15 protein-coding genes and 1 pseudogene are annotated in these 16,955 nt (G+C 64.9%); 4 read left to right on the plus strand and 12 right to left on the minus strand.

Features of this window, described 5'->3' with window-relative positions:
- Window positions 1-138: 138 nt before the first annotated feature.
- Window positions 139-273 (minus strand): hypothetical protein, encoded by a 135-nt coding sequence (locus tag ACWF0M_RS08620; protein WP_452235221.1) that lies wholly within the window; start codon window positions 271-273, stop codon window positions 139-141.
- Between the two features lie 14 nt (window positions 274-287).
- Here ACWF0M_RS08620 and ACWF0M_RS08625 point away from each other — a divergent pair.
- A pseudogene (locus ACWF0M_RS08625) lies at window positions 288-617 on the plus strand (pyrophosphohydrolase domain-containing protein); the annotation flags it as partial.
- Here the strand turns inward: ACWF0M_RS08625 and ACWF0M_RS08630 are convergent.
- The 6 genes from ACWF0M_RS08630 to ACWF0M_RS08655 all read right to left on the minus strand — a co-directional run bounded on the left by ACWF0M_RS08630 (window position 582) and on the right by ACWF0M_RS08655 (window position 7,030).
- A complete protein-coding gene (locus ACWF0M_RS08630; protein WP_452234993.1) occupies window positions 582-1,337 on the minus strand; it encodes a hypothetical protein in 756 nt (251 codons plus the stop codon). The pseudogene ACWF0M_RS08625 and the gene ACWF0M_RS08630 overlap by 36 nt on opposite strands.
- Window positions 1,338-1,429: 92 nt before the next feature.
- Window positions 1,430-2,962: an AAA family ATPase gene (locus tag ACWF0M_RS08635; protein WP_452234994.1), complete on the minus strand. Its 1,533-nt coding sequence runs from the start codon at window positions 2,960-2,962 to the stop codon at window positions 1,430-1,432.
- Between the two features lie 833 nt (window positions 2,963-3,795).
- On the minus strand, window positions 3,796-4,644 hold the full coding sequence (locus ACWF0M_RS08640; RefSeq protein WP_452234995.1) for a phosphotransferase family protein: 849 nt from the start codon (window positions 4,642-4,644) through the stop codon (window positions 3,796-3,798).
- 8 nt (window positions 4,645-4,652) lie between these two features.
- Window positions 4,653-5,519, minus strand: a complete 867-nt coding sequence (locus ACWF0M_RS08645; RefSeq protein WP_452234996.1) for a class I SAM-dependent methyltransferase — start codon at window positions 5,517-5,519, stop codon at window positions 4,653-4,655.
- Window positions 5,520-5,588: 69 nt separating this feature from the next.
- Window positions 5,589-6,245, minus strand: coding sequence for a response regulator (locus ACWF0M_RS08650; protein ID WP_452234997.1), 657 nt, complete (start codon window positions 6,243-6,245; stop codon window positions 5,589-5,591).
- Complete coding sequence (locus ACWF0M_RS08655; protein ID WP_452235215.1) at window positions 6,242-7,030, minus strand: sensor histidine kinase; 789 nt, start codon at window positions 7,028-7,030, stop codon at window positions 6,242-6,244. Before ACWF0M_RS08655 ends, ACWF0M_RS08650 begins: the two co-directional genes overlap by 4 nt.
- Window positions 7,031-7,173: 143 nt before the next feature.
- Here ACWF0M_RS08655 and ACWF0M_RS08660 point away from each other — a divergent pair, with 143 nt between their 5' ends.
- The 3 genes from ACWF0M_RS08660 to ACWF0M_RS08670 are packed head-to-tail and all read left to right on the plus strand — an operon-like array spanning window position 7,174 to window position 10,982.
- Window positions 7,174-7,875, plus strand: a complete 702-nt coding sequence (locus ACWF0M_RS08660) for an ABC transporter ATP-binding protein (protein ID WP_452234998.1) — start codon at window positions 7,174-7,176, stop codon at window positions 7,873-7,875.
- Window positions 7,872-10,187, plus strand: a complete 2,316-nt coding sequence (locus ACWF0M_RS08665) for an ABC transporter permease (protein WP_452234999.1) — start codon at window positions 7,872-7,874, stop codon at window positions 10,185-10,187. The genes ACWF0M_RS08660 and ACWF0M_RS08665 overlap by 4 nt, the downstream gene beginning before the upstream one ends.
- Before the next feature lie 42 nt (window positions 10,188-10,229).
- A complete protein-coding gene (locus ACWF0M_RS08670) occupies window positions 10,230-10,982 on the plus strand; it encodes a class I SAM-dependent methyltransferase (protein WP_452235000.1) in 753 nt (250 codons plus the stop codon).
- Here the strand turns inward: ACWF0M_RS08670 and ACWF0M_RS08675 are convergent.
- The 5 genes from ACWF0M_RS08675 to ACWF0M_RS08695 form a co-directional block, all read right to left on the minus strand.
- Window positions 10,979-12,472 carry a S8 family serine peptidase gene (locus tag ACWF0M_RS08675; RefSeq protein WP_452235001.1) on the minus strand — a complete coding sequence of 498 codons (1,494 nt, stop codon included), beginning with the start codon at window positions 12,470-12,472 and terminating at the stop codon, window positions 10,979-10,981. The two genes, ACWF0M_RS08670 and ACWF0M_RS08675, sit on opposite strands and share 4 nt — an antisense overlap.
- Before the next feature lie 122 nt (window positions 12,473-12,594).
- A complete protein-coding gene (locus ACWF0M_RS08680; RefSeq protein ID WP_452235216.1) occupies window positions 12,595-13,431 on the minus strand; it encodes a nitroreductase/quinone reductase family protein in 837 nt (278 codons plus the stop codon).
- A gap of 367 nt (window positions 13,432-13,798) precedes the next feature.
- Window positions 13,799-14,692, minus strand: coding sequence for a carbohydrate ABC transporter permease (locus ACWF0M_RS08685; protein WP_452235002.1), 894 nt, complete (start codon window positions 14,690-14,692; stop codon window positions 13,799-13,801).
- On the minus strand, window positions 14,685-15,623 hold the full coding sequence (locus tag ACWF0M_RS08690; protein WP_452235003.1) for a carbohydrate ABC transporter permease: 939 nt from the start codon (window positions 15,621-15,623) through the stop codon (window positions 14,685-14,687). Before ACWF0M_RS08690 ends, ACWF0M_RS08685 begins: the two co-directional genes overlap by 8 nt.
- Window positions 15,620-16,894: an extracellular solute-binding protein gene (locus ACWF0M_RS08695; RefSeq protein WP_452235004.1), complete on the minus strand. Its 1,275-nt coding sequence runs from the start codon at window positions 16,892-16,894 to the stop codon at window positions 15,620-15,622. The genes ACWF0M_RS08690 and ACWF0M_RS08695 overlap by 4 nt, the downstream gene beginning before the upstream one ends.
- Window positions 16,895-16,955: the final 61 nt, after the last annotated feature.

A 16,955-nucleotide genomic window follows, 5' to 3' on the forward strand; every position in this document is an offset into this window, starting at 1 on the left:
AGTCACCCGCCATAAATAACCCCCCGTTCAGGGCGCTGTGCGGGACTCTTGCGCCACCACCTCCTGGGGGGCCGGACGCTGAGCGTCCGGCCCCTCTTCATGTCCCAGGGTCTCAACGAGGGTCTCAACGGCCCCCTCTCAGGCGGGTACTGGCAGCCCTTCCGGACCATCGTCACGACGGCCCTTCTTCCGCTTCTTGCGCTTCGACTTCTTCCCGGCCTTGGCCTTCGGCTCCGCCCAGAGCAGGCCACCGACCCGTTCGGCAATGTCCATACGAACCGGCGGAAGCAGCTCGGGGTGGCGACCTGGTCGAAATCGCTCACGAGCTGGCGGACGTCGTGTACGCGACGTACGGAACGGCGATCAGCTATGGAATCGACCTTGACGCCGTTCTCGTCGAGATCCACAAAGCCAATATGACAAAGCTTGACGCCGACGGCCGACCGATCGAGCGAGACGGAAAGGTACAGAAGAGCGACCAGTACCGCCCGCCGAACGTCGCGAACGTGATCGCCGGTCAAGGCGCGTCGACGGCGGTCGGCGAAGACGGCCGACGGCACCAGATGCAAGCGACAGGATCGCTAGGTCAGCCAACCACCCGAGCAGAACCAGACTGACGAAGCCATAGCCGAATAGGTCGCAGACTGCCAGCTATTGGAGTGATGCTGGCTGCGACTAGTTGCCTGCCTGCTGAGGTGTGCCTGCATATCTTCGGGCGTGGCTCCAGCCTTCAATATTAGCGTCAAGTCGTACCGAATATTTGCAAATTCCTGAGCTGCTTGAACCGAATACAGCTCAGCGAGTCCGAAGAATCGGAAATGGTGGCTCACTCGGTCACATAAAACCGAACTCCAATTCGCCGGGCGACCCGCGAAGAACTCGAATGCGACAGGGTCCAACTCAGCCACCGTCGCATGGAGCCAAACCTCATTCCCCACGTCGTCAAAATACGGGTTCAAAGTCTGCTGCTCAGCAGTTGCTGGCACAAAGGACCCTTTGCGAATGTTGCACTCGCCACAGGCGGGAATCAAATCGAGTGCCGCAACAGCCAGAGCCGCATAGCGCGCCCGCGGTAGGTGATGATCGAGAGTGCTCACGTCACGATGACCACACAGCGGACAGCGACCAAACCTGGGAGCCAGTTTGATCTCATCATAGATCCTTCTGCCGGCGGAGCCTTTCGCGGCAAACTTGAGCTCATAGAGTTTAGACATTTCAGTCCTAGTGACGCCGGTCAGGTCGAAGTCCGCATCAGTCAGCAAATAGACCGCGGCGACGTTAGCGGCGGCCGCGTAGGCAGCACTCGCTGGCGCTATTTCGTGCACAACAGACAACATCCGACGACGGAGGCCATCATCTCGTATCCGGCGGATACACAACTTGAACACTTCGGTTGGATCTAGGTGGGCTGGCGGCACCAATTTTTGCACTAACTATTCCCCCTCCGACTTACCACCATTGCCTGAATTATCGCCTCTGCCTCACTTCCCAGCGCTCCGCCAAATCTCTGGCGTATTTCGGGAGCACTCAAACCTTGACTGACAAGGTCAGACAACATTCGATGGAATCCAGATCGAGTGACCTCCAAGCCAAAGACTTCACGAGTGAGCGTACCGACATTCTCCCCAAATGTTTCAATATCCGGCTCATCGACCGACACTTGGTACCCGGACCGATGCAGCTTGAATACACAGGTTCTAGGCACCTCCTGAAGCACGACCGGCGAGTGCGTTGCCACGATGGCCGCACCATTTCGATTGATCAATAAGTCAGAGAGCGCTCGAATGAATGCCGAAAGTAGCGGCGGATGCAGGTGCGCTTCAGGTTCATCCAGCAAAACGAGCGAACCCTCGTCCACGTGCTCGATGAGCTTTGTGATCGTCAATAGTACGATCTTGTGCCCTGAGCTAAGGCTCTTATACAACTCGCGGCCACGAACTCTCAACTCGTCTTCATCATCTATGGCCTGCTCGGCGAGGCTTGAGACATCTGCATCGCTGAATATCGGGTCCGATTCGAGTATCTGAAGAGCTCGTCTCCACCGAGGCTTCCGAGCCCCCTGCAAGCAGACGCGGAGGCTTAGTCCAAACTCTCGCGCTAATGCAGTTGGCGCCTTGGGCGGTAGAGCCTTGTCGTCATTGGTGGTACGAACCGGCTTCAAGCCAACATAGACGTAGTCCATGCCACCTGACTTGTTCCTATGCGAAGGTAGAGGTTCAAACAAGTCGAAAGCACTGAAGCTCACCGACACAAGATTGGCGAATGGATTCTTCCGCGCGACCCCCTCGGATGAGAAGTAGCCAACCTCCGTAACTCTGCTTTCAGCGTCAACGGCTGCTCGCGTCATGCATTCCAATAGTCGCGTTTTTCCTACGCCATTCCGCCCTACCAGAACATGGATATTCGTCGGCGGATCTGAGTTCGGCTCCACATTGAATGAGAGCGTCGGTCCCCATGGACGGCCATCCCCAACTGGCGGCATGGTAAATCGGAAGTAGTAAGGCGACAGACGCGCACCCCCGGTGGCGAGGCGCTTAAACTGTCCCTCAACCGTCGCTCTGGTGACCGATCGCAGCAGGGATATACCCGTGACATCTTCGTCAAGTGCGCGCCCAAACAATGATTCATCCGCGGCGATGTCATTGAGGGCAGCCATGATTTCTTGCCCAATATCACCCAGCTCGTCAATGGTTTCGTAGTAGCTGGCATCCTGCCCCACCGAGAAGAAATCCGGCGACAGATCGGAAAACCTCGATGGAATAAGCGGGCGCGGGTCGTTTTCATTCATCCCAAATCGACCGATCTTGACTTGCCCGATCTCGTGCCGCTGCCCCTGACTGTCATCATATACAAGATAGAACTGGGTCTTATATTTGTAATCGTCCCAATTGTCTGAGACCAAGATGCATTCATTAGGGCGGATCTGCGCGTACTGCCTGGGCGGAGTGACTGTGAACCACATTAGGAAATCACATCGCCATCGGGCCGACTGTTGCGTTCGATCATGCCGAACAGGATCGCGCACAGCTGGCGATATGACCACCGGTTGACGTAACCAGTCGGCATGTCCTTGCGGCGAGCCTGGGCCGAGGGACCAAGCCCTGGTCAGGTGCGGCTTCCATGACCGAAGGCCCCACATCACGACAGTCACGGTTACCGAAGCAGCTCACCAGATCGCTTTCGAGTCCAGCGACTGGTTCAGCCTCACCAGGCACCGGCGACGGCCGTACTCGACCGGTCGGGCTCGTCCGGCAACTGCGCCGCTCCCCATGCTTCGAGCCCCTATCGAACTGAAAAGCGGAAGGTCGGCGGTTCGAGATGCCCATCGGGCTGACGGCCCCCCAGCCGTCTCCGATTCGTGTTCCCAAGCTGCGGCTGTCCCAGGTGTCCCACTGTCCCAGTTCTCGCGTTGACCTGCGCAAACGCCTGGGACAGCGCGCCTTGTCCGATGTCCCAGGTGTCCCACCAGGGTTCGGCTGCTGCCAACTCAGCCGGACCCGAACTGCCCCTATGTTCCAGCAGAAGAGCGGCTGAAACATAGGGGCATGGCGACCGCGAAAGGGTCTCAAAGTGGGTCTCATCCGCCATCGTCCAACACCGTCCGCGACAGTCCGCCGGGCAGGAACTCCACGCCTGAACGAGGGCAAGCGATCACCGCCGAATCTCGGATGACGGTCTTGGAAAGCGTGTTGGGGGCAACCCCTCACGAGTTCGAATCTCGTATCCTCCGCCAGTCTCCGGGGCGGCTTCCTGACATGGGAGCCGCCCGGCGTCGTCTTCTGGTGGGTCACCGGCTCATGGCAGGTGGGTGAGGGCCTGGGTTAGGAACTCGTCTCGGCGGGTGGTGGCCCAGTCTGCCAGGGTGGTTGGGGTGTTGAGGGCTGCTACGGCGTCCCAGTAGGCGACGTGGTCGGCCGTGCGGCCGGTGGCCTGTTGCCAGCCGGTGAGGACGTGGGCGGGTGCGTCCGGGCCGAACGTGATGGCTACTTGCTTGCGGAGCTCGGACAGGTCTACGCCGGGGGCGCCTACTCCGGCGGTCTTCCAGTCGATGAGGGCTGCGACGCCATCGCCGTCCCAGACGAGGTTGCCGGGCCAGACGTCGCCGTGGAGGTAGACGGTGTCCTCAGCTGGCAGGCCGTAGGTGGTCACGAGGTCGTCGGCCTTCTGGAGGAGAGGGGTTGTCGGCATACGGCCTGTACGGCGGTCGGCGGCGAAGTCGTCTACGGCTATGGGGCGCGGGCGGAAGGGCAGGTGCTCCTGCGGAGGCATGGCGACAGCATGTAGGCGGGCCAGCGCGGCGCCGGCGGCTCGGAGGCTGGCTGGTGTTCCGACAGGCCAGGCGGTGGTGCCGGAGACGAGGGTCTCGAGAGACGCAGGTACGCCGGCCTTCTCGCCTGAGAGATCCGCGGCGACCAGATGCGGAGCGGGCAGGCTGTGCTTCTCAGCCACCAGTAGTGCGCTGGCGCCGGTGGCGATCATGGGTGCGTCGACGCGCGGTGTGGGCGCGCGTAAGACGTACTGCTCGGGCCGACCAGCGACGTCGAGACGCCACGGGCCTTGGTCGGCGTGTAGTGGGTGGGCTTTGTGGAGTTGTCGGCCGATCGTGGCGGTGGCCCAGGCGAGCAGTTGGTTGTTTTCCTTCACAACCGAGGTTACTTGACCGCTATGACTCGCATGGAGCCGCTGGTGACGCGGATTCGGCGCTTGTTCAGGGCGGGGAGGCGCTCGACGGGTGGGATCAGACGGGACAGCGGGTGCAAGAGTTCACGCACGCGGGTGGCGACGAACGGGAGTGCGTAGTACTGGTAGGCGCTGTCGACGGCGTGGACGGCGAAGCCTGTGCGGTTCAGTAGGTCGGTGATCGTGCGCGGGTCGTAGTAGCTGACGTGTTCGGGGATCTTGTACGACACCCAGCGTCGGCCGGACGCTCGCGACAGCAGGCTTCCGATGTTGGGTGTCACCAGGACGATCACGCCGCCCGGCCGGAGCAGGCGGCCGGCGCGCTCGAGGAATGCGCCCGGTTCGACGAGGTGCTCGATCAGGTGCGATCCGAAGATCACGTCGTACTGCTGCTCCTGGATCTCCGGCACCTCCTCCAGCAAGCCGCAGAAGACCCGGTCCGGCATGCGCTCCGACGCCCACTTGACCGCGGAGGGTGAGAGGTCGATGCCGTAGGCGTCGTACCCGGCCTCCAGCGCGCACTGCAGGAAGTAGCCGTACCCGCAGCCCACCTCCAGCACCTTCCCGGTCGGGACGAACTCGGCGATGCGCCGGATGTCCTCGCGGAAGGTCGCGAGGTACTCCGGCTCCTGGCTCTCGTACTCCGAGTAGCCGGAACCCACGCCGCCGAAGTACGCATCCGTCTCGTACAGGGCGCGGAGGGTTTCCGGAGTCGGCGTGGGCTGGAGTTGCACCAGTCCGCAGGTCAGGCACTCCGCGATGCCGTAGCTTTCCTTGCTGAAGCGACGGCGGAGGGATCCGCGCGCCGCACACAGAATGCATTCAGCTTCATCACGCATGGCGACCCGATTTCGGTGGCTGAGAAAGTCCGGTGAATCTAGTTGATTCGGAAGCCACCCGGCAACCGTTCACCGATCGCCGGGGGTCACCAGGCCGGTTTCGTAGGCGAGGACGACGGCTTGGGAGCGGTCTCGGAGAGACAGTTTGGCGAAGATTCGGGCGGCGTGGGTTTTGACGGTGGCTTCGCTGAGGGTGAGGGCGGTGGCTATTTCGGCGTTGGAGAGGCCTTGGCCCATGAGGGTGAGGACTTCCAGTTCGCGGGGTGTGAGGTTGGAGAGGTCGCGGTGGATGGCGGGTTGGGCGGCTGCGGGGGTGGCGAAGCGTTCGACAAGGCGGCGGGTGATGGAGGGGGCCAGGAGGGCGTCGCCGGTGGTGACCAGGTGGACGGCTGCGGCCAGGTGTTCGGGCGTCACGTCCTTGAGGAGGAAGCCGCTGGCGCCGGCGGCCAGGGCGGCGTACACGTAGCGGTCCAGGTCGAACGTGGTGAGGATCAGGACGCGGCAGTCGGTCGGGGTGGCCAGGATGCGGCGGGTGGCTTCCAGGCCGTCCATGGTGGGCATGCGGATGTCCATCAGGACGACGTCCGGGTGCAGGCGTCGTACGGCGTCCACTGCTTCGGCGCCGTCTGCGGCCTCGCCGACGACCTCGATGCCGCGGGCGGTGAGGATCATTCGGAAGCCGGTGCGTACCAGGGCCTGGTCGTCCGCGATCACCACGCGCGTCACGGGCGTTCCAGCGGGAGCTTGGCGCGGACGCGGAAGCCCCCGCCGAGGCGCCGGCGGGCGTCGAGTTGGCCGCCGTACACGGCAACGCGTTGCTTGAGGCCGAGGAGCCCGCGCCCTTCGCCGTCAGGGACCGCCGAGCGACCACTGCCAGTCAGGACGCTCGGGCCGGAGTTGAGGATCTCGACCCGCAGTGCGTGAGGCGCGTAGCGGACGGTCACGTTGGCCGTGACGCCGTCGCCGTGTTTGAGGGCGTTGGTGAGCGCCTCTTGGATGATGCGGTACGCCGTGACGTCGACGCCGCCCGGTAGCGGGTAGGGGTCTCCGGAGATCCGTACCTCGACAGGTAGACCAGCAAACGCGATGCGGTCGATGAGCTCGCTCAGACGAGTCAGACTCGGCTGCGGCGCCAGGGCGTCGTCGTCGTCACCCGAGGCCTTCGGTGCGAGTAACCCGAGCAGATGGCGCAGCTCAGCCATGGTGTCGCGACCTGCGGCTTCTACTGCGAGTAGAGCAGCCTCAGCCTGCTCTGGCTCGGTTGCCAGCACCTGCCGGGCCGCACCGGTCTGGATGACCATGACACTGACGTTGTGGCTCACGATGTCGTGCAGGTCGTGCGCTATCCGCGCCCGCTCGGCGTCGACCGCGGTGCGCGTCGCCGTCTCGCGTTCCCGCTCCAGCAACCACCCGCGCTCTTCTAGCGCGCGACCATAAACACGCCGAGCCCGGACATAGGCGAGCGCGAGTACACCGGCGACCACCGCCAGCAGCACCACAAGGAACCACATCACGAGACCCACTGTCCCAAAGCCGTTCCCCAAACCGCATCATCCGCCAGGCGCACCGCCGTACATCTCCAGGATGACGCGCCACCGACATTAGCCCGGCAGGCTGACGTCACCACACACTCACCGGCCCTAGCGTGAGCAGCATGACGGAGGACAACGGACAGGCGGTCGTACAGCTCACCGCCGTACGCAAGGAGTACGGCGAATCCGCCGCACTCGACGGAGTGTCGCTGGAGATCCACGCCGGTGAGGCGGTCGCGGTGATGGGACCGTCCGGTAGCGGCAAGTCGACACTGCTCAGCATGGTCGCCGGGCTGGACCGGCCGACGTCAGGGTCCGTCGTGGTGCACGGCGACGACCTGGGCGCGCTGGACGAGAAAGGGCTGGCGCTGTTCCGGCGGCGACGGATCGGGATGATCTTCCAGTTCTTCAACCTGCTGGACGACTTGTCGGCGCTCGACAACGTCGCACTGGCCGCACAGCTCACTGGTACGTCGGCCGCGCACGCACGGACGCGCGCGCTCGAGCTGTTCGAGGAGCTCGGCATAGCCGGTCGCCGCAACACCTACCCCTCGCAGCTGAGTGGTGGTGAACGGCAACGAGTCGCAGTGGCCCGTGCGCTCATGAACCGTCCAGCCATCCTCCTCGCCGACGAACCGACAGGTGCGCTCGACACCCGTGCCGGCGAGCAGGTGATGGACCTGCTCTTGGACCTCAACCAGATCGGCCAGACGCTCCTGCTGGTGACACACGACCAGCAGCTCGCGACACGCTGCGCCAGCAGGGTCATCGACTTCGTCGACGGGCAGATCGACGGCGAACGCAGCCTGGAGCGTACGGCGTGAGCGCCGTGTGGCCTGTAGCGCGTGCAGCCGTACGACGGCGCCGCGTGCAGACCGTGGTGATCGCTGTGGTCGTGCTGCTCTCCACGACGATGATCGTCGTCGCACTGGGCCTGCTGGCTGCGTCGAGTGGTCCGTTCGACCGGGCGTACGCGAAACAGAGCGGTTCGCAGCTGACTGCGTCGTACGACCGCAGCAAGGTGACTGATGCGCAGCTGACAGAGGCGGCGCGCAGTGCGGCGGCTGTGGGCGGACCGTTCCCGCAGGCGACGCTCGAGCTCGCTCAGTCCCAGATGATGGGGTCACTGGTGACTGTGGGGCGTGCGGATCCCGGCGGCTCCGTCGACCGGCTCAACGTGTGGAAGGGCCGCTGGGCGACCAAGCCCCGCGAGATCGTGCTCAACCGGAACCCGACCGAGTCCAGTGGTCGCGGTACGCCGCAGCTGGACGGAACGGTGACCGCCGCCGGTCAGACGCTCACCATCGTCGGGTTCGCGTACAGCGTGAGTCAGTCGGCCGACGCGTGGGTCACGCCGGAACAAATGAACGCACTGCACCCGACGTCGACGCAGATGCTGTACCGCTTCGCCCACGCCGCCACCAACGCGGAGGTCACGGCTGGGCAGAAGGCTGTGACAGCAGGACTGCCCAGCGACGCCCTTCTCGGTACGCAGTCGTACCTGGCATTGCGGGCGCTGACAGCGGGTCAGCCGAACACGTTCGTGCCGTTCCTGATGGTGTTCGGCTGGCTAGGGCTCGCTGTCGCCGTACTGATCGTGGCGAACGTAGTCAGCGGTGCAGTGGTCGCAGGGTTCAAGCACATCGGTGTGCTGAAGTCACTGGGGTTCACGCCGACACAGGTGATGATGGTGTACCTCGGGATGATTTCGATCCCCGCTGTCGTCGGGTGCGCCGGTGGTGTTGTCCTAGGCAACGTACTCGCCACATCCCTTCTGACAAGGGCTTTCGAGAACTACGGCGCCGGCGGAACCAGTGTCCCGATCTGGGTCGACATAGCCACGCTGCTCGGCGTACCTGCGCTCGTTGCGCTCTCCGCATTCCTGCCGGCACTGAAGGCCCGGAGCCTGTCGGCAGCGCAGGCGATCAGTGCTGGGAGCGCACCGCGAGCCGGGAGAGGTCTGCGGGTGCAGCGGTGGCTGGGCGGGACCCGGCTGCCTAGGCCGGTCAGTCTGGGTCTGGGCCTGCCGTTCGCTCGTCCTGGGCGTACGGCGTTGACGCTGGCAGCTGTGGTGCTCGGAGTCACCAGCGTGACGCTGGCGGTGGGGCTGGGGAAGTCGCTGACGACGTACCAGACCGCTGCGAGTCGAGCGGGTGCTACTGATCTGACGATCTTCGCTGGTCCGAACGGCTCCGGGCCAGAGGGACCAGGTGCGCCACCAGGTGCGAAGCTGACCGATGCCGAGGACGAGGCCGTACTACGTTCTGCGCCTGGCGTCACGTCGGTGGCGGCGATGGCCAACCTGGAGATGCGGCTCGCAGGTACGCAGACAGACCTCCACGTGTCGTTCTACCGCGGGGACTTCGATCAGATCGGCTACCGGATGCTCGCCGGGCGCTGGTTCGACGGCCCGGGACAGGTGGTCGTGTCGGAACGCTTCCTGCGGCAGCGCGGTCTGGCGGTCGGCGACACGATCACGCTGCAGTCGAACGGCAAGAGCGTACGGGCGCAGATTGTCGGGAAGGCGATGTACAACTCCGGCGACGAGGTGCTGTCCAACTGGGCGACGCTCGCGCTGATCGCACCCGAGCTGCGGGCGAACATCTACGAGATCAACGTGAAGCCCGGGACGGACCTGAATGCGGTAGTCAAAGCTGTGCAGGCGAAGGATTCCGGGCTGCAGGAGACGGAGGGGCAGGACGCCGGCACGTTCGTGGCCGTCGTACTCGCGACCGTCGTACTGCTCACGCTGATGCTCGGGACCGTTGCGGCGCTCGGTGTGTTCAACACCGTCGTACTCAACACCCGCGAACGCCGCCGCGACCTGGGCATGCTCAAGTCGATCGGTATGACGCCCGCACAGGTCACCTTGATGGTCGTGACCTCGATGATCGCGCTAGGAGCCGTCGGAGGCCTGCTGGGCATCCCCATCGGGATCCTCGCCCACCGCCTGGTCGTCCCCGCCATGGCCAACGGAGCCCAGATAGAACTCCCGGACTTCATGCTCCACGTCTACCCCGCCGGACTCCTCGCGCTCCTGGTCCTCGCTGGCATCCTCATCTCCGCCGCCGGCGCCTACTTCCCCGCCCGCAGAGCCGCCCGCACCACCATCGCCGAAGTCCTCCACAACGAGTGAAATGCGCTTGCTCGAAGTCGGTCTGTCGGGCTGACTATGGGTATGGATGAGGTGGTGGCGGGTAATCGGGCCGCGTGGGAGCAGGCTTCCACGAAGCATGTTCGGGAGTACGACGTACTGCTTGAGGAGGCTCGTGGCGACGGCAGGTTGTTCGCGCGGGAGCAGGAGTTGTTGGCACCTGTGCTGGCCGACGGACCGGTGGTGGTGCACTTCCAGAGCGGACATGGGCTGGATGACGTCGCACTGGTGAAGGCAGGTGCCAGGAGCGTCGTGGGCGTGGACTACAGCTCCGTGGCGGCCGGTGCCGCGCAGCGGCGGGCGCAGGATGTGGGTGTCGCCTGTCGGTACGTCGTGGCCGAGGTTCCCGGCGTACCGCTGCGGGACGCGTCCGTCGACCTCGTCTACACCGGCAAGGGCGCACTGATCTGGATGCGTGACATCGCCGCCTGGGCGCGGGACGTCGCGCGGGTACTGCGGCCGGGTGGCCACCTGTTCGTGTACGAGTCCCACCCGGCCGTCCCGTTGTGGACCTGGGACGAGGACGAGCCGCGGATCCGGCCGGACCGCAGCTACTTCGCCGAGTCACACGTCAACGACACGTTCCCCGGCAACGGTGCCCGCGAATGGCAATGGAACCTAGGCCACATCGTCACCGCGATCACCGCCGCCGGGCTGCACCTGCAAGTTCTCGAGGAGTACGCCGAACCCTTCTGGCGCCCGCAGGACGGCACCAACGCGGCAGCCTGGTCCGGCCGCCTGCCGAACTCGTTCGCTCTCCTGGCCCAGCGGTACTAACTCACAGCCTTCAGTGCGTCGACCTCACCGGAGCCGTACCAGCTGTTGTGGCCGCTGCCTCCCTGGCAGGTCTGCGGTGCGCCGCTGTTCTGCGGGAACGGGGCGTAGATGGACAGATCGGTCGGGCAGCTGAGTGCGTTGGTCGACCGTTGCAGTGATGCGGACAGCGCACCCGGCGGCATGTCACCGTGGGCACTCAGCAGCAGCGCCGCTACACCGACTGCATGAGGTCCGGCCATCGACGTACCTTGCAGGTAGCAGTACTTCGCGCCGTTCTCCACCACCGTCAGGCTCGCAGCACAGATCGTGCCGACACTGGAGAACGTCGAGAGCACGCGCCCACCTCCAGGCTGGAGGATCTGCAGCCTCCGGTCGCCGCCCGGTGCGGCCACGTCGGCGGTCGAGGTGCCGTACGACGAGTAGTAGGACTTGAGCCGTTTGCTGCCAGTGGCTGTCACTCCGACGACACCGGGCACCTCGACAGGCACCACTGCGCACGCGTTGGTGATGTTGCGCTCGACCTCGGAGTTCGGCGGGAAGTCCGGGCTGATGACGTCGGTGGTCGGGTGGGACAGGTCCGTCGCGTCGTTGCCCTCCGACGCGACCACGGTGACCCCCTGGGACTGCGCGTAGCCGATGGCCCGGCGTTCCGCGTTCCAGATGGCCCGCTGACCGGCGTCGTTGCGGCAGTTGAACAGCCACGGGTCGGCGAAGTAGCTGTTGTTGGTGACGTCGACGCCGTGCGTCGCGGCCCAGACGAACGAGCAGATCACCATCTCCGGGAAGAAGAACCCGTCGTCGTTGCTGGACTTGATCCCGGCGATCCGCACGTTCGGCGCGACGCCGACGACGCCGGTACCGTTGGCCGCGGCCGCGATGATGCCGGCCGTGTGGGTCCCGTGCCCGCTCCTGTCATTGCCCACAGCAAGGTTCTGCGGTGCGCCACTGGAACAGTCGGTGCTGTTCGCCGCGTCGAAGTTCGGCGCCAGGTCGGGATGGGTGAAGTCCAGGCCGGTATCGATGTCACCGACGAGGACCGTCCGGCTGCCCGTGGTGATCGCGTGTGCCTGGGGCACGTTGATCTGACGCATGTTCCACTGCGCACCGGACAACGAGTCGCCCCACGCAGCGAGCGGGGTCGGCCCCGCCGCGTCGCCGGCCGAGATGTCGGGAGCCTTGATGCCGAAGCCGCTGGTGACCGCAGCGCTCTCGACTCCCTTGGTACGACTCATCGCAGCCGCGAACCCGCTCTGCGAGGACCTCGCGATGACGACGCCGATCGCCGCGTAACTGGCGACGAGCGTACCGCCCGCGGACGCGACGGCCTTGTCGGCGCCGACGGTCTTCGCGCCGGCTGAGTAGACGACGACGTACGTCGATTGGACTCCGGTGTCGGCCGATGCCGGTGGCAGCGCTGTCAGGCTACCTGCAGCGACAACCAAGAGACTGGCGGCGACGAAACCCTTTCTGCGTAAGACGTAACGGCTCACGGTTCCTCCCCTGGATCGATCTTGTGGACCTCCGTGTGCCGCGGGCAGGCTCCCCCCAGAAAGCCACGCTGGCGGTGGCCGGATCATGTTCCCGCGACCACCCCCAGCGCAAGGGCCCGGCCTCAGAGATAGGGCAGGAGTTCGGCTTCCTCGCGGTCCAGGTGGGCGTTGAGCTGGGCGATCAGCTCGTCCACCTGGTCCAGGACGTCTGTGCCGGCCAACTTCTCGAGCTCAGCGAGCAGTACTGCGATCTGGTCGTGTTCCTCCTGCAGTACTGCGATCACATCCGTCAGTTCCGGATGCTGCTGGAGCAGTGCCGGGAACAACCCGGTTGATTCGCCGGTGTGGTGGTAGTGCAGGCCCTGGCACATGGTCAGGCAGTTGATCCGGAGCTGTGCCCCCAGCGAGGCGGACGTTGCGATCTCGTGCCGGATCAGCGCCAACTCGCGCCGGAACGCGGAGTGGATGGTCTTCAGTACCTCAGCGAAAGAGCCACCACCGTGCGCGGGTGGCCCCGGCTGTTGCACGAGCGCGACGACCGGAATCTTCCGGGTCGTGCCCTTCTGGTACTCGCCCCACCCGGCGTCGGCCTCGACGAGTCGGGCGAAGACCTCGTCGCGCTCGGCGCCACGCAGTACGACTGCCGTTGCCGGATAGTCGAAGAGACCGAGGTCGATGCTGACCTTCGGGTTCGCGAGCAGGTTGTGGTACCAGTCCGGGTGTTTCGGACTGCCGCCGGCGGAGCCGACGACGAGGACCCGGTCACCGTCCGGGTAGTACCCGAGGATCGCGGTGCGCGACTGCCCGGTCCGCGCGCCGGTGGTTGTCAGGAGCAACAACCTGGAGTTCTCGAAGGGACCGCCGACGCGGCCGTCGTTCGCCGTGAACTCCGCAATGAGTTGTGCAGTGAAATCGTTCAGGATTCGCTTCTCTCTGGTGTCGTGAAAGGGTTTTCGCAGACATCAGAGATGCGGGCGGGGCCCGCGCGGCGCTCAGAACGCAGCCGGGGACCCAACTCGGTAATGGCTAGAAGCCGACCCGGCAGTCACGTCGGAGATGTTACCCCATGCACTGAGTGTGCACGAGCCGTCGCAATACGTCGCACTTCCTGCTGTCTTCGGGAAATCATTGCGAGAACCGGCGAAAAACCCTCACGAATGCTGTAACGGGCGGCACACTCCGCCGATAAACGGGTGAACGAACCAGCAGGGGGGACCTAGTGGGGAGTTCCGGTGTTTCTTCGGGACCACCGCATGTGGAGGGGGCCTCGCAGGTGCTCACCCGGGGCGGGGTGAGCACCTGTTCGAGGATCTGCCCCCGGATCCGCTAGCCCTTGATCCCCACGTTCGCCATTCCTTCGACGAACCGCTTCTGGGCGAACACGAACAGCACGATCATCGGCAGCGTCGCGAGCGCCGTACCGGCCATCAGGTACGGCCACTGGATCTCCGCCGGGTTCTGGGAGAAGATCGCCAGCCCGAGCTGCAGCGGCCGCAGGCTGTCCGACGTGGTGATCATCAACGGCCAGAGGAATCCGTTCCAGGCGGCCTCGATCTGGAAGACCGCGATCGTGATCAGCGCCGGCTTGATCAGCGGGGTCATGATCCGCCAGAAGATCCCGAATTCGCCGAGCCCGTCGACCCGGGCCGCCTGCGCCAGCTGCTCCGGCAGCGAGACGTAGAACTGCCGCGCCAGGAACGTGAACAGCGGCGCCGCGCCGAGCGGGATGATCAGGCCCCACCACGAGTTCAGCCAGCCGATCCCGCCCTGGCCGAGGATGTTGTTGCCGCCGAACAACGGGATCGACTTCACGATCAGGAACAGCGGCACCAGGATGATCTGGAACGGCACCAGCAGCAGCACGATGAAGTAGTTCAGCAGCGTCTTGCCGCCGCGGATCGGCAGCTTCGCCAACGCGTAGCCGGCCGTCGTGCAGACCGCCAGCGTGAACGCGGTCTCGCCGATCGCGATGAACAGGCTGTTGCGGAAGTACGTGAGGAACGGCGCGGTCTGCATCGCCTCGACGAAGTTCCGCCAGCGCAGCTCCCCCGGCAGCCAGCCGAATTTCGCAATCTCCAGGTTGCTCTTGAACGCGGTCAGCAGCATCCACACGAACGGCGTGATCATCAGCAGCGCGCCGACCGTGAGGACGACGTACAGCAGGATGCGGCCGGGCCGGAGTACCGGCGGCTTCGAAACCGCGACGGTCAAGCTAGTCATTGGCATCCGCCTTCTGGAGCAGGCGTCCGACGCCGATGAAGAGCGCGATCACGATCATCATGATCACGGTCTCGGCGGACGCGTAGCCGAGTTTCAGGTCCTGGAACGCGTTCTGATAGATGTCCATCACCAGTACGCGCGTCTCCGAGCCGGGGCCGCCCTGCGTCATCACGTACACCAGGTCGAACACCTGGAAGGTGCCGACGATCGACGTGATCAAGACGAAGAACTGGACCGGGCCGATGGCCGGCCAGGTGACGTTGACGAACCGCTGCCAGCGGCCCGCGCCGTCCAGCTCGGCCGACTCGACCAGATCCCGCGAGACGCCCTGGAGCGCGGCCAGATAGATGATGATCTTGGTCCCGAGGCCCTGCCAGATACCGACCACCATCAGCGACGGCAGCGCGGTCGCCGGGTCCGCGAGCCAGCGGTTCGGCGCGAACCCGAACAGGCTGAGGAAGCCGTTCGCCAGCCCGGAGCCCGGGTTGTAGATCCACAGCCAGATGGTCGCCACGGCAACCGTCGCCGTCACGGTCGGGATGTAGAACGCGGTCCGGAAGAAACCCAGGCCGCGCATCTTCTGGTTCAGCCCGACCGCGACCGCGAGCGAGATCGCCATCGAGATCGGGATCACCACGAGCGCGTACAGCACGGTGTGCCACAGCGACGCCAGGAAGTCGACGTCGCGGAACAGGTCGGCGTAGTTGCCGAACCCGACCCAGGCCCAAGTGTCGCCGAAGCTGTAGTCGGTCAGGCTGAGCACGAGGACCGCGATCACCGGGATCACGATGAACACCGCGGAGTGCAGCAACGCGGGCGCGAGGAGGGCCCAGCCGGCCCGCGCCTGACTGCGGATCAGGGTCCGGCCGTCCTTGGACGAGGTCACCTTGCGGGGCGTGGCGAGCGCGGGACGTTCAAGAGTTGTACTCATCGGGACTGTCCTGCCAGGTTGTGCAGCACCTTGGCGGGATCCTTCTGTCCGAGGACCGCCTGGGTGAGCTGGATGTCGAAGTTGCCGCGCATCTCGAGCCAGTTGGCCGGCACTTCGTTCTCGTTGACCGCGTGGACCAGGCCGTCGGCGACGAACTGGCTGAGCGGGTTCGACTTCGCCTGCGGCGAGTTGCTCGCGTCCTTGTAGGCCGGGACCTTCTTGTTCAGCTTGGCCAGGGCGTCCAGCGTCGTCGGTTTGGTCAGCGATTGGATGAAGGACCAGGCCGCGTCCTTGTGCCGGCTCCGGGAGCCGATCGAGGCCAGGTCGCCGCCGACGTACTCGATCTCCTTGCCGCTGTTGAAGCGGAAGAACTTCAGGTCGTCACAGTTCTTCTGCCCGATGCCGTCCGCGGAGCAGTCCACGCCGCCGTTGACGATGCCCATCGCGGCCTCACCAGTCAGCACCAGAGGTTGCTGCGCCGCGTTGGTCTGTCCGTACGGCTGCACGTTGTTGATCATCGACTTGATCCACAGCAGCGTGTCCAGGCCGGCCTTGTTGTCGAAGTTCGGTTCGCCCTTGACGTAGAGCGGCGTACCGGTCGAGGCCAGGAACGTGGTGAAGGACTGGCGGAAGCCGGTCGCCGACGCGAGGTCGAAACCGCTGCGGGTGATGTTGCCGTTCTTGTCCCGCTTGGTGAGTTTCTCGGCCGCGACCTTGAGCTCGGCCAGTGACGCCGGCGGCTTGTCCGGGTCGAGTCCGGCCTCGATGAAGGCGCTCTTACGCAGCGCGACGGCGCGGGCGTCGGCGATCAGCGGGTACGCGTACAGCTTGCCGTCGTACGTCACCGCCGGGATCAGCGCCGGGGTGCTCTTCTGCTTGATCACGTCCGGCGTCACGCCGTAGTTGCCGAGATCCTCGAAGATCCGCTTCGACGCGAACGGCTGCACCCAGCCGACACCGGTGACCATCACGTCGTACGGGATGCCGGCTGCGATCGAGGTCGACATCTTCTCGTTGAGGTTCTTGTACGTCGCGAAGTCCGGCTCGACCTTCATCTTCGGATAGGCCTGATGGAAATCGTCGACGACCTTCTGGAACGCCTCTCGCCCCTTCGTACTGGGCGGGAACGACGGGAGCAGCACCCGCAACGTCCCGGTCGCCTCGGCCGGGGGTACGCCGTCGGTGCTCTTGTCGATCACCCCGTTGCCACAACTGCTGACCAGCACGCTGAGCGCTGCGGCCAGCAGGGTCAGTCCCACTCCACGTCTCACAGGGGAACTCCTTCGCTGACTTGTTCAGCCGGGGCCCGCGGCCCCAAGTGCAGCGAAAGTA

This window comes from Kribbella sp. NPDC055110, from assembly GCF_053607525.1.

Bases quoted from the DNA above. Each gene is read 5' to 3' on its own strand.
- ACWF0M_RS08620 (WP_452235221.1), bottom strand. From the start codon at position 273: ATGGACATTGCCGAACGGGTCGGTGGCCTGCTCTGGGCGGAGCCGAAG.
- ACWF0M_RS08630 (WP_452234993.1), bottom strand. From the start codon at position 1,337: ATGTTGTCTGTTGTGCACGAAATAGCGCCAGCGAGTGCTGCCTACGCG.
- ACWF0M_RS08635 (WP_452234994.1), bottom strand. From the start codon at position 2,962: ATGTGGTTCACAGTCACTCCGCCCAGGCAGTACGCGCAGATCCGCCCT.
- ACWF0M_RS08645 (WP_452234996.1), bottom strand. From the start codon at position 5,519: ATGCGTGATGAAGCTGAATGCATTCTGTGTGCGGCGCGCGGATCCCTC.
- ACWF0M_RS08655 (WP_452235215.1), bottom strand. From the start codon at position 7,030: ATGTGGTTCCTTGTGGTGCTGCTGGCGGTGGTCGCCGGTGTACTCGCG.
- ACWF0M_RS08660 (WP_452234998.1), top strand. From the start codon at position 7,174: ATGACGGAGGACAACGGACAGGCGGTCGTACAGCTCACCGCCGTACGC.
- ACWF0M_RS08670 (WP_452235000.1), top strand. From the start codon at position 10,230: ATGGATGAGGTGGTGGCGGGTAATCGGGCCGCGTGGGAGCAGGCTTCC.
- ACWF0M_RS08685 (WP_452235002.1), bottom strand. From the start codon at position 14,692: ATGACTAGCTTGACCGTCGCGGTTTCGAAGCCGCCGGTACTCCGGCCC.
- ACWF0M_RS08690 (WP_452235003.1), bottom strand. From the start codon at position 15,623: ATGAGTACAACTCTTGAACGTCCCGCGCTCGCCACGCCCCGCAAGGTG.